Below are 12,570 nucleotides of genomic sequence, written 5' to 3' on the forward strand. Positions count from 1 at the left end.
TTATATTATTTATAAAAGTTATCTTTTATCTAATAAGGTGTAAAATAAGACTAATACTCTCACACAAGGCTTAGTATGTTAAGACTATCATCCCAATTAATAATTATTATATTAATTTTTTCAACTTCATTATTTTCTTATGACCTAAAAGAGATAAAACAAAAAGGTGAATTAAGACATTTAGGAATGCCTTATGCAAACTTCGTAACAGGTTCAGGTGATGGCTTATCAGTAGAAGTTATGAAAGGCTTTGCTAAACATTTAAATGTAAATTATAAATTTGTTCCTTCAAATTTAGATAAATACTTTGGAGATTTAACAGGAAGACATGCAAAAAATAGTAAAAACGGTCTTGAGATTTTAGATAATGCACCAATTATAGGTGATGTGATAGCTAGTGGATTAACTATTTTAAATTGGAGAGAAGAAGTTGTTAATTTTTCTAAACCAATATTTCCGTCTGGAGTTTGGTTGATAGCCAGAGCAGAATCAAATATGAATCCAATCAAACCTTCTGGAGATATAGAAAAAGACATAAAACAAGTAAAAAGTTTTATAAAAGATAGAACAGTACTAGCTATTGAAGACACTTGCTTAGATCCAAGATTATATAATTTAGAAAATACAAATGCAAGAATCTTATTGCAATCAAAAGAAATAAAACTAAATGAATTAGTACCAGCAATTATGAGTAGAAAAGCAGAAACAACTTTATTAGATGTTCCAGATGCACTTGTTGCCTTAGAAAAATGGCCAGGATTAATAAAAGTTATAGGTCCAATATCAAAAAAACAAAATATGGCAGTAGGTTTTAGAAAAGATTCACCAGAACTACTAAAAGAATTTAATATCTATTTAGAAAAAATTAAAAAAGATGGAACTTATAATAACTTAGTAAAAAAATACTATCCAGATATATTCTATTATTATGGGGATTTCTTTAAAAATGATTAAATCCTCTAGGATGAAAAATTTATATATTGTTATTGGTGGTTTACTTATAATTGCTTATATAATATTACTAATATCAACTACATATTTAGATCAAAAAAAGATTGAACAGTATCAAAGTAAAGAAATACAATCACATATAAAAACTAAAGCTGTAACCCTAGAATACTTTTTTAATTCTATAAAAAATGATTTTAATGATATTAGTAATAAAAAAGCTATTTATACATATTTCCAGAATAAAGACTTAGGTATGTCAATGCAATATGGACTTAAAGCATCTTTATTAAGAATTAATAGAATATTAAAATATAATACTGAAATTAAAAATATAAATACAATTAGATCATTTAATGAAATTAATATATATACAAAAGATAATAAAATACTATCTGCAAGTAATATAGATAATCTTATATCTTTAAAAAACTTGGACTTAAAAAAAAATATAGAAGATAACGAAGCAAAATTTATAATCAAAAAAAATGAAAATAAAATTGATGTATATTTATATAAAAATATTTATTTTAAGAATCAATTAACTGGGAAAATAATTGCATCAATTAATATAAATACTATCTTTAAAGAACTAATACAGGTAGATAATACTTTAGCTTTATACTCTATAGAAGGTTATTTAGAAAATGATTTATCTTCACTTAATAAAAATAGTTATTTTGATATTAATATTACAAATACACCTTTTATTTTACGTGGTATAAATCAAATAAATACAAACAAAAGCTTTTTTTCTAAATGGTTTGTGCTATTTTTAGCTTTACTTGCTCTACCAATATTAGTAGTTTTATATTTCTTAATTTTATTAAACAATAAAAATATCAAATTAAATGAAGAAAAAAATATAGTAAAAGTTATGCTTCAGCAATCAAAAATGGCAGCTATGGGAGAAATGATATCTAATATCGCTCATCAATGGAGACAACCACTATCAGTAATATCAGCAGGTGCTACAGGTATGAAAGTAAATAAAGAATACGGAGTGCTAAATGACGAAACTTTTTATGAAACATGTGAAAATATAAACATAAATGCACAATATCTTTCGAAAACAATTGATGATTTTAGAAATTTTATTCTAGGAGATAGACAAAAAACTAAATTTTTATTAAATGAAAATATTAATAACTTTAATAATTTAGTTGAAGGTGTAGTAAAAAACCATAAGATAAATCTTATTTTAGATACAAGTTCTAATATTGAAATCATGGGATATCCAAATGAACTTATACAATGTTTTATAAATATATTTAACAATTCTAAAGATGCTTTCGTAGAAAACAATATCAAAAATAAGTTTGTTTTTATATCAACAAGTATTGAAAACAATAAAGCAATTATAAAATTAAAAGATAATGCAGGGGGAATAGATGATAAGGTCTTACCTAGAATTTTTGAACCTTATTTTACAACAAAGCATCAATCACAAGGTACAGGAATTGGACTACATATGACTTATAGTTTAATTGTTGAAGGAATGAAAGGAACAATTAATACAAATAATTTAAGTTACAAGTATAAAAGTAAAGATCAAAAGGGAGTAGAATTCATAATTACACTCCCAATTAAATGATTTTATGAAAATGTTTTTCTTAAACCTTTTAGCTTATGAATCACAAATAAAACAATAAAGCCAATAATAAGGCCTAATACCAAATCATTTATAATTGAAGGAATTGATGTTGGTAAAAGATGATGAATTAAATCGATATTATGAGATAAAATTCCTCCACCTACAAGTATCATAGCAACTGTACCAACTATTGATAGTACCATTATTAATTTAGGCATTAAAGCAATAAAAAAGTTTCCAAGACTAATTTTTTCTTTTTTAATAAACCAAAAACCTAAGTTATCAATTCGAACAATTAAAGCTACTATTCCATATACACCAAAAGTAGCTATTAAAGCAACTATAGTTGTAGATATAATTTGAGTTGTTAAAGGTTTATCAAGTACTGTAGTTAACGCTAATACAATTATTTCAATAGAAAGTATAAAGTCTGTAAAAACAGCTGATTTAATCTTTTCTTTTTCTATATCTACGATATTTTCATTTGTTGAGTTTTTTAGAATTTCTTCATTTTTATTATGTGTTTTTTTATGAAAATACTCTTCAATTTTTTCAGCACCTTCATATAAAAGAAATAAACCACCTAATACTAAGATTATTGTAATTAACCAAGGAGCAATAGAGCTTAAAATAAAAGCAATAGGTAAAATAATAGCTTTATTTTTTAAAGAACCTTTTGTTATTTCCCATATTACTTTTAATTCTCTATCTTGTTTAAAACCAGTTGCTTTTTCAGCATTTACAGCTAAATCATCACCTAGTATTGCAGCTGTTTTTTGTGTTGCTATTTTTGTACTAACTGCAATATCATCTGCTAAAATTGCGATATCATCTAATAGTGCGAATATTCCTGATGCCATTTAATGCCTTGCCATATAATAAAATAAAATTGATACATCTTTACTAGACCATACAATATCTTGAGATAATTCTTCTCTACCTTTAAAAACATCAACTTTATTATTAAATTTATTTACAATTTTTTGTGTTTCATTAACTAATAAATCATCATTAATATTAGTAATTAATTTATGAAATAATTGACTATTATTTGGAACAAAAGAACCTTTATTTTCTTTAATTAAAGCCATTATTAAAGAAACTTGCCAAGTATGCCATTCTACTTTATCAAGGCTTGAGGCTGGTTTATTTACATAATCTAACGATTTAAAAGAATCAAAAACTACTCTTGCAGCTTTATTTAAAGAGTATTCATCCATGTGTTCAATTTTTTTGGGGATTTCTATATTTAAAATATCTAAACTTTTATACTCTACTGTTTTCTTATTTGATTTAGTTTTTTTCTTATTATTAATATTAAATAAAATTACTACTAAAGAAATACATATAATTAATAATGTAATTATACCTATTACTAAAACTGTATTCATATATTTACTCCTATGAATTCATTATTGATTATTTTCATATACTTTTTATCACAACAAAGAGAAGGGATATTTATGTATTTTTTATCTTCAAACTCAAAAGTTGAGCCTTGGTGATAATGACCTTCAATAATTATATCACTTTTATAATTATTAATTCTTTTTTCTACTAATAAATTAAAGTCTTTCATTTTATGACAGATATTTTTACCTAATAATGAAGAATCAATTTTTTTAGAGATAAAATTTCCAAAATCAATCATATTTAAAAACTTCAGTAATATAGGATTTCTAATTACTGAACAATATAAATCATATTGCCAATTAATAAAATTATCACCATGAGATAAAGCAAGTGTTTTATCTTTATATTTTCCTAAAAGTGGTTGTTCTTCTCTTTTTAGAACTTGAATACGAGGAAAGAGTTTTTGTAAATTATAATCATGATTACCTTCTAAATAAAATATTTTTATATTTAAAGATAGTTTATTTAGAAGCTGTATTAATACTTCGTTTTGTTTTATAAAGTATTTACTTTCACCTGATAAAAAATCGAAGTTATCACCCATTAGAATAAGTTGTGAGCATTCAATCTTCTTAGAATCTAATCCTTTTAAAAAAACTAAAAACTCTTTATTCTTTAAGTTGTAGTGAGAATCTGCTACAAAAATAGCATTGTCTTGAAGGTTAAGGAACATAAGCTAATTTAGGGATTCCTTCATTTTCTTCAAACCCACACATTAAGTTTGCATTTACAACAGCTTGTGATGATGCTCCTCTTAATAAGTTATCAATAGATGAATTTATGAATAATGCCTTTTTATTTCTAGCTACGAAAACATCACAAAAGTTTGTTCCAGCTGTTGATTTAATATCTACAGCACTTTTTCTAACTCTTACAAATTCACTGTTTTTGTATGTTTCGTCTAAGATTTCTTCAACATTAACTTCATCTTTTAATGTTGCATAAACTGAAACTAGCATTCCTCTTGTAACAGGAATTAACTGAGGTACAAAATTAATTTGAAACTCTTTATTTTTTACTAATTTTATTTTTTCTTCAATTTCTGGCATATGTCTATGTTTGAAAGGATTATAAGCCATCATATTTTCATTTAAATTTGCAAAATGCGCAAGTTCTGTTAATTTTTTACCAGCTCCACTTATTCCAGATTTTGCATCAATAAATACTTGCGTACCTTCTTCAATATAATCAACAAAAGGTAATAAAGCTAAAAGAGAAGCAGTTGGATAACATCCTGGGTTTGCTACAAGTTTTGCACTAGAAATTTCATTTTTATAATATTCAGGTAATCCATATACTGAAGCAGGAATATTATCTTTATCTTCATGAGGACAATAATGTTCTTCATAAGTATCAAGTTCTAGTCTATAATCAGCTGATAAATCAACAACTTTTACATCTAAAGCTAATAACTCTTTTGCAAAAGACATTGAAGTTTTATGAGGAAGTGCCAAAAATGCTAAGTCAGCTTTTGCTGCAACGTCACTAGCATTTGCTTTTGACACTTCAATATTTAAAACATCTTTTAAACAAGGATGTAAATCTTGAACATTTATATCCCCAGTTGAGTTTGCAATATAAGTAATATTAAATTTTGGATGAGTTAAAAGTAATTTAATTAATTCTAAGCCAGTATAACCACTAGCTCCAATAATTGCTACATTCATTATATTTTTAATTCCTCAAATTTTACACTTAAAACTTCAAAAGTTTTAACTCCACCAGGAAGTGATGCTCTAATTTCATCACCCTCCTCTTTTCCTAATAGTTGTTTAGCTAAAGGAGAGTTAAACGAAATTAAACCTTTATCAACATTAGCTTCAACTCCACCTACGATTGCATATTTAAACTCTTCATCTGTTTCAACATCAACTAATTCCATTGTTGAACCAAAACTTATTTTGTTATGTGGAAGTGTTGATGGATCTATAATTACAGCTTTTGATATAATCGCACCTAATTCAGCAACATGAGAATCTATAAGAGCTAGTTTTTCTTTTGCAGCATGGTATTCTGCATTTTCTTTTAAATCTCCTAATTGTCTTGCTTCATCAAGTTCAATTACTGTTTCAGGTCTTTCTTTTGATTTTAAAAAATCTAATTCTCCTGTAATTTTTTCGTATCCGACATTTGTCATTGGCTCTTTATCCATCAACATCTCCAATCTTTAATTTATGATATAATAGCGAAAATTTTTAAAAGAGTAGTTTAGATGAAATATGATAGAACAAAAAAGCTTTTTGGTGATGAGACATTTAATAAATTCCAAGATACCAAATTATTACTTTTAGGTGTAGGAGGTGTTGGAAGTTTTGCTCTTGATGCACTTTATAACACAGGAATAACAAATATTACAATTGTAGATTTTGACACTTATGAAGAATCAAATATGAATAGACAATTAGGAAGTGTTGGAAATATTGGTAGAGTTAAAGTTGATGTTATGAAAGAAAAATATCCAAATGTTACAGCAATAAATGAAAGAATCACAACAGAATGGATTGATAAGTTTGATTTTTCATCTTATGATTATATTTTAGATGCAATTGATGATGTAAAACCAAAGGTTCATTTAATTCAAAGACACTATAAAAAAATTATTACGACAAGTGGAGGAGCTAAAAGAATAGATCCAAGTAAAATTGAATATAAGTCAATTTGGGATACTTTTAATGACCCCTTTATAAGAAAGATAAGAACAGAATTAAAGCAAAAAGGTTTTAAGAAAAAGTTTAAAGTAATTTTTTCATCTGAAAACCCTTTATGTATTGAAAAAGGTAGCTTTGAAGGAGTTACGGGTTCATTTGGTTTAATGATGGCTTCAGTGACTATACAAAAAATACTTAACAAAATGAAAAAATAACTTAAAGTTACTTAAAGAATAAAACATATATAATAGACTATTAAAGAACTAAAAGGATTAATATGAGCGGAATTAGTGGTAGTGTTGAGCAAATGACACAAGCGCATTTAAGAAATGTTCAGCAATTAGCAGTGTTTTATACTGGTCACAATAATATTTACGCAATTAATATAGCAAAGGTAAAAGCCTTTATTATCACTGATGAAGTAGCTATTAATGATACTCCAACTGACTCTGATGTAATCGCAGGAATTGCAACAATTAGAGGGGAACCAGTAACTTTAATAAACCTAGATGCATGGTTAGGATTAAAAGCTTTACCTGTTGATGATTATAAATTAATTATTTTTTGTGAATTTAATCATAAAAAAATAGGTTTCCTAGTAAAAGATATGCTTGATATTGTAGAAAAAACTACAGATGAATTAAGACATACAGAAGAAACAAATTCAAAAATCACTTATACAACTTATGTGAAAGTTCAAGATAAAGATGAACTATGTACTACTTTTAATGCTGAACAATTATTAAGAGATATTGGTTGGACAGATGATGGAGAAGATGATGTACAGAAATATGTAGATGGAAAATTAAGTTCTGATAAAATAATATTAGCAGCAGAAGATTCAGGAGTAGCAAGAGAAGTTTTAAATAGCTTTTTCAAAAAAACTGGTCTTAGATATGAAATCTATACAAATGGAACTTTACTTATTAAAAGACTTGAAGAAGTTAACCCTGATTCTATAGGAATGGTTTTAACAGATATTGAAATGCCAGGAACTGATGGATATCAAGTTGCTTCATTTATTAAAAATAACTCAAAGTTTTCTCATATTCCAGTAGTTGTAAACTCTTCTATGACAACAGATGCAGTAAGAGGGAAAATGGATCAAATTGGAGTTGACGGCTTTGTAGGAAAAACTGATATTCCTGCATTATTTGATTTAACGAAAAAATTTATTTCATAAAAACTTTAAACTAGAAGAAATCTTCTAGTTTAGTTTTTCTCTAACCACGTTTTAAAATCTTCTATTTGACTTTCTGTTTGTTTTGTTGATGTTCCACCTATTGATGTTCTTGCATTCATAGAGTTTCTTAAATCTAAATACATAACAATTTCTTCATCAATATTTTTAATTTCTTCATTTGCACTTCTAATTTCTTCAACATTCAGCTGCGAAATATCTTTATTTAAACTATTAGCTTTCTCTACTACATCTTTTGTAATATAATAAGCAGTTCTAAAAGGCATGTTTTGTTTTTGCACTAAAAAGTCAGCTAAATCAGTTGCAGATAAATGTCCGATTTTACAAGCATTTTCCATTTTATCAACATTTACAATCATTGTTTTTATTACTTCATTTAAAATCTTTAAAGAAATTTCAATAGTTCTTACAGAATCAAAAACACCTTCTTTATCTTCTTGAGTATCTTTGTTATAAGCTAGTGGTAAACCTTTCATTACTGTAAACAATGAAATTAAGTTTCCATAAACCCGTCCAGTTTTACCACGTAAAAGCTCAGGTACATCTGGGTTTTTCTTTTGAGGCATAATTGATGAAGTTGTAGCATATTCATCACTCATTCTAACAAATTGGAATTCATAAGAAGACCAAGTTACAAGTTCTTCAGAAATTCTTGATACGTGCATCATTGAAGTAGAGATATTAAATAAAATTTCTAAAGCAAAGTCTCTATCTGAAACAGTATCCATTGCATGTGCACTTGGTGCTGTAAATCCTAGTTTATCGCTTGTACTTTGTCTATTTATATTATGTGGAGTTCCTGCTAGTGCTGCACTTCCTAGAGGTGAATAGTTATTTCTTTCATATGAGCTTTCAAATCTTTGAAAATCTCTTTTAAACATATTTGCGTAAGCTAACATATGATAACCAAAGTTAAGAGGTTGTGCATGTTGTAAGTGTGTCATTCCAGGAATTAAAGTATCTGTATGTTTTGAAGCAACATTTACAAAAGTATCAACTAATTGTTTTAATTGCTCTTTTATTGAAAGTGATTTTTCTTGAACATAAAGTCTAAAATCTGTTGCTACTTGGTCATTTCTACTTCTTGCTGTATGAAGTCTTTTACCTGGCTCTCCTATTATTTCAGTTAGTCTATTTTCAACTGCCATATGAATGTCTTCATATGCAAGTGAAAATTCAAACTTTCCAGATTCAATTTCTTCTTTTACTTGTAGTAAACCAGATTCAATTACTTCTTGTTCTTCTTTTGTTAATATACCTTGTTCACATAACATTTGTGAATGTGCAATTGAACCTTTTATATCTTGTGAGTAAAGTTCTTTATCGAACATAATTGAAGCATTAAACTCATCAAGAATTTGTGCATTTGTGTTTTTTAATATTTGATTATTTTGATTTGACATCTATTTTCCTATGTATGAAAAGCGTTAATTTTTCGTATTATAACATAAGTGATATTATTTAAAAGCTGTCATATCCATAGGATCAGTTTTTGCTATTTTTGCGTATTTTTTTATACCAATTAAACAGTTAATAAAAAATAAAATATTAGAAATTATAAAAGCAATTGCTCCTAAATATAAAAAGATATTTATAAAATATCCTATGACAAAAAGTACTACAGATGATAAATGAATAAAGAAATGATATTTAATCTTTTTTTCTTCTATAAACTCTCTAATAGTAGGAAGTGAAAAATATCCTTTTGAACTTAAATGAAACCAAGCTAAAAAGGGAATAATCTTATAAACCATTCCTTGTAATAAAGAATAAACAAAACCAAAAGCAAAAATAATAGCTAAAATAAAATTTGATTCAAAAATATCAAATAACCATAAAACCATAGAAAAGCTTAACATAAATAAAGACAGTTTCCAATACCACAAAGTAACATCAAATACGGGTCTTCTTCTATTATTTAAAGAGTTTAATCCAAAATATGAAAAACTTAAAAACATTCCTATAAAAATCAATTTTAAAATAAAAATATTTATCTCAAAGAAGAAGAAAAAAACTGTAATAAATAAAAGTGAAAATACAATCAAAGGCAATTTATTTTGTACAAATTTTGGAAAATCCTTTGATACATAAAACATTGGTATTACTTGAAAAGAAACACCCATAATAAGTAAAAGTGTAAAGCCAAAAAGTGCAAATAATATGTGTGTATTTACAAAAGAATAGTAATTATCAGGCAGAGAAGAACTTATATGAAAGAAAGCTAGAATTAATCCTAAAATAAATGTAATCAAACCTGATATAGAAAATAATCGCATTGCTTTTACAGTTGAAGTTAAAAATTCAACTTTAAATAGTAGTTTAATACATAAAACAAAAAAGACTAAAAAAGAGATTGATAAAAACAATACTCCAAGATGCAAAAACATTTTAATATCAAAGATAAAAGAAAAAGTAAACCCAAGTGTTCCAAGCATTAAGCTAGAATGTACAATATTTCCAAATAATAGTGGCTTTTTAATAATAGCACCTGCAAGAACTGGCATCATTTGTTGCATTGCTCCAAATATTATCATAGATAAAATACCTAAAGTAAATAAATGAACAGCTCCAATAGTAAGTGGTGAGTATTGATTTGTGATTTCCAAAGGTGAAGAAAAAAGAAACAATAAGCCTAAAAGTACTCCAAAAATAGGAGCACTTAAAAAGAATCGAAAAGGGATACTAATAGGTGGGGCTTGATCTAGGCTTAATCCTTGATTGAACAAAATATTTATATAGCTTTCATATTTTCAACAACATCACTTACTACATCACCTAAATGAGCATCAGCCATTGCATATAGCATTTGTTCTTCTTTCATATTATGTTGTTGCATTAACATCATTAAACTTTCACTTACACCAAAAAAATGATCTTTATCTGTAGCGTTTACATCATTTTTTAAATCTTCTAAAAGTCCTCTCATTTGCTCATGTTCCATTCGCATCATTGCTGTTGGTCCTTGAGTCATTCCTGTTTTACTTTCAAAAGCACTAAACATTACTTTTTCTTCCATATCAAAGTGATGTAACAAATCACTTGAGAATTTGATTAACTTTGAGTTAGCCTCTTCCCAATTTTCTGATGCAACTTCATTTTCCATACTTGCAAATTCTTCATCACATGCTCTGTGATCTTGTGTTAAAAAAGATGATATCGTTTCCATTATAATGCCTTATTTTAATTTTTAACATTATATAAAAAAGTCTAAGACTTTAAATTGATAGTAATCAATAAAGAACTATGAAACAATAATCTTTATAATATTTGCTAAAAGCATAAAAACAAGCACTATAATTAAAACTTTTTTTATAAACTCTTCTCCACCTTTAATAGCATAGTGACTTCCAACCCATGAACCTGCCATATTTGCTAATGCCATTGGCAAAGCAATCATCCATAAAACTTTTCCAGCAGCTACAAAAGCAATAGCAGAACCTAAATTTGTAGCTAAGTTAAGTGGTTTAGTTGAAGCTGTTGATACAATATAATCTAAATGTAAAAACTTTTTTATAGAAATTGTCATATAAGTTCCAGTACCAGGTCCTAACAGTCCATCATAAAAACCAATTGGTGCAGTTGCTATTACAATATTTTTACTTGTAAGTTCAGTTTTTTCTTCTACAATTGTATTGCTTTTTTTAAACAAAAAAAGCAAAGCAATAGGAATTGATATTAAAATAGCCCACTGAATAATTTCATCAGATAAAAACATTACTAATTCACTTCCAATATATGAAGCTATTAAGCAAGGGATTATTGCAATACTTACAACTTTTATTGATATTTTTTTACTAAGATAATATTTGATTGTTGCCATAGTAACACCAAATAAACTAGCCATTTTATTTGTTGCAAGTACAAAAATAGGAGGAATCCCACTTAATAATAAGACAGGAACTTGAACCATTCCTCCACCTCCTGCGATTGAATCAATATAACCTGCTATAAAACCAGTAATTATAAAAACAATAATCCATGTATACGTAATATCTTGTAAAAATTCCATTTGAACTCTTTAATTTTTTTCTGAGTATAGCTTAATGTCACAAATTAGTTAATTAACCATTAATTCTTGTATGTCACTATTAAAAAAGAAGAAAAATTAAGGAGTTAATATGTTTGCTGTTTATAATAATGGTAGTGTTTCAATGAGAAGTACAGCTGATAACTTATATGATTTAAAACAAATTGATTCTCCATCAAATATTCAATTAAAACCTGATGATGACACATTATTTCAAAGTTATATGGATTCAAAAAAGAATGAAAGTTCAAACAATCAAAGAGCTTTAAATATCTATAAAAAAATGGCAAATATAGATACGACAGAGCCAGTTTATCATGTAAAAGACATAATGACTAGAGATTGTGCAACAATTGATTCTAAACAAACTATAAAAGAAGCATACGACATTTTAAAGGAATTAAATATTAGTCAAATTCCAGTAGTAACTTTTGGGAAGAAAATACAAGGTTTAATTAATAATAAGACTATCTTAAATTTAATACTTGAAAATCTTGATAATACGGATGAAGTTTTAAATAGAAAAATAGAAGATATTTATTTACCTGAATTAATTACAGCTGATCCAATATCAGATATTAGAAGAGTTTCTAAAGTAATGATTGACTTTAAACTTAATGCAATTCCAATTGTAGATGAAGAAGATATAGTAATAGGTATTGTTTCAAAAACAGATATCATAAAAGCTGTTTCTAACTTACCACATTTACAACTTTGGTCATAAAAAAAGGCTTATGCA

The 12,570-nt window shown here is 26.5% G+C and carries 14 protein-coding genes; 5 read left to right on the top strand and 9 right to left on the bottom strand.

The features are described 5' to 3' along the window. The first annotated feature begins 75 nt into the window (after nt 1-75). Nucleotides 76-954 (top strand): transporter substrate-binding domain-containing protein, encoded by an 879-nt coding sequence (locus D3Z07_RS05800; protein WP_122893307.1) that lies wholly within the window; start codon nt 76-78, stop codon nt 952-954. Between the two features lie 10 nt (nt 955-964). Beyond that, entirely contained in the window at nt 965-2,542 is a 1,578-nt protein-coding gene (locus D3Z07_RS05805; RefSeq protein WP_164707205.1) for a sensor histidine kinase, read from the top strand. A 2-nt stretch (nt 2,543-2,544) separates the two neighbouring features. Here the strand turns inward: D3Z07_RS05805 and D3Z07_RS05810 are convergent, their stop codons facing one another. From D3Z07_RS05810 to greA, 5 genes are read right to left on the bottom strand one after another with little or no spacing between them, the layout of a single operon-like run. Next, on the bottom strand, nt 2,545-3,402 hold the full coding sequence (locus D3Z07_RS05810) for a DUF808 domain-containing protein (protein WP_122893309.1): 858 nt from the start codon (nt 3,400-3,402) through the stop codon (nt 2,545-2,547). Then, on the bottom strand, nt 3,403-3,933 hold the full coding sequence (locus D3Z07_RS05815; RefSeq protein WP_122893310.1) for a hypothetical protein: 531 nt from the start codon (nt 3,931-3,933) through the stop codon (nt 3,403-3,405). Then, nucleotides 3,930-4,628 carry a UDP-2,3-diacylglucosamine diphosphatase gene (locus D3Z07_RS05820; RefSeq protein ID WP_122893311.1) on the bottom strand — a complete coding sequence of 233 codons (699 nt, stop codon included), beginning with the start codon at nt 4,626-4,628 and terminating at the stop codon, nt 3,930-3,932. Before D3Z07_RS05820 ends, D3Z07_RS05815 begins: the two co-directional genes overlap by 4 nt. Beyond that, the gene (gene argC, locus D3Z07_RS05825) at nt 4,618-5,622 is read right to left on the bottom strand and encodes an N-acetyl-gamma-glutamyl-phosphate reductase (RefSeq protein ID WP_122893312.1); all 1,005 of its coding nucleotides are present in this window, start codon (nt 5,620-5,622) and stop codon (nt 4,618-4,620) included. The genes D3Z07_RS05820 and argC overlap by 11 nt, the downstream gene beginning before the upstream one ends. Then, a complete protein-coding gene (greA, locus tag D3Z07_RS05830) occupies nt 5,622-6,107 on the bottom strand; it encodes a transcription elongation factor GreA (protein WP_122893313.1) in 486 nt (161 codons plus the stop codon). The genes argC and greA overlap by 1 nt, the downstream gene beginning before the upstream one ends. A gap of 60 nt (nt 6,108-6,167) precedes the next feature. Between greA and D3Z07_RS05835 the strand changes: the two genes are divergently transcribed. Next, nucleotides 6,168-6,818 carry a ThiF family adenylyltransferase gene (locus D3Z07_RS05835; RefSeq protein ID WP_122893314.1) on the top strand — a complete coding sequence of 217 codons (651 nt, stop codon included), beginning with the start codon at nt 6,168-6,170 and terminating at the stop codon, nt 6,816-6,818. Between the two features lie 62 nt (nt 6,819-6,880). Next, nucleotides 6,881-7,786, top strand: coding sequence for a chemotaxis protein CheV (locus D3Z07_RS05840; protein WP_122893315.1), 906 nt, complete (start codon nt 6,881-6,883; stop codon nt 7,784-7,786). Nucleotides 7,787-7,815: 29 nt separating this feature from the next. On the opposite strand, the gene argH is transcribed toward D3Z07_RS05840, so the two are convergent. The 4 genes from argH to D3Z07_RS05860 form a co-directional block, all read right to left on the bottom strand. Beyond that, a complete protein-coding gene (gene argH, locus D3Z07_RS05845) occupies nt 7,816-9,207 on the bottom strand; it encodes an argininosuccinate lyase (RefSeq protein ID WP_122893316.1) in 1,392 nt (463 codons plus the stop codon). Between the two features lie 54 nt (nt 9,208-9,261). Beyond that, a complete protein-coding gene (locus D3Z07_RS05850; protein ID WP_164707206.1) occupies nt 9,262-10,431 on the bottom strand; it encodes a hypothetical protein in 1,170 nt (389 codons plus the stop codon). Nucleotides 10,432-10,535: 104 nt separating this feature from the next. Continuing rightward, nucleotides 10,536-10,970, bottom strand: coding sequence for a hemerythrin domain-containing protein (locus D3Z07_RS05855; RefSeq protein WP_122893318.1), 435 nt, complete (start codon nt 10,968-10,970; stop codon nt 10,536-10,538). A 75-nt stretch (nt 10,971-11,045) separates the two neighbouring features. Continuing rightward, a complete protein-coding gene (locus tag D3Z07_RS05860; protein ID WP_122893319.1) occupies nt 11,046-11,813 on the bottom strand; it encodes a sulfite exporter TauE/SafE family protein in 768 nt (255 codons plus the stop codon). A 109-nt stretch (nt 11,814-11,922) separates the two neighbouring features. On the opposite strand from D3Z07_RS05860, the gene D3Z07_RS05865 reads away from it, so the two are divergent. Continuing rightward, the gene (locus tag D3Z07_RS05865) at nt 11,923-12,555 is read left to right on the top strand and encodes a CBS domain-containing protein (protein WP_122893320.1); all 633 of its coding nucleotides are present in this window, start codon (nt 11,923-11,925) and stop codon (nt 12,553-12,555) included. Nucleotides 12,556-12,570 lie beyond the last annotated feature (15 nt).

This window comes from Arcobacter peruensis, from assembly GCF_003711085.1.
GTDB classification, from domain to species: Bacteria; Campylobacterota; Campylobacteria; order Campylobacterales; family Arcobacteraceae; genus Poseidonibacter; species Poseidonibacter parvus.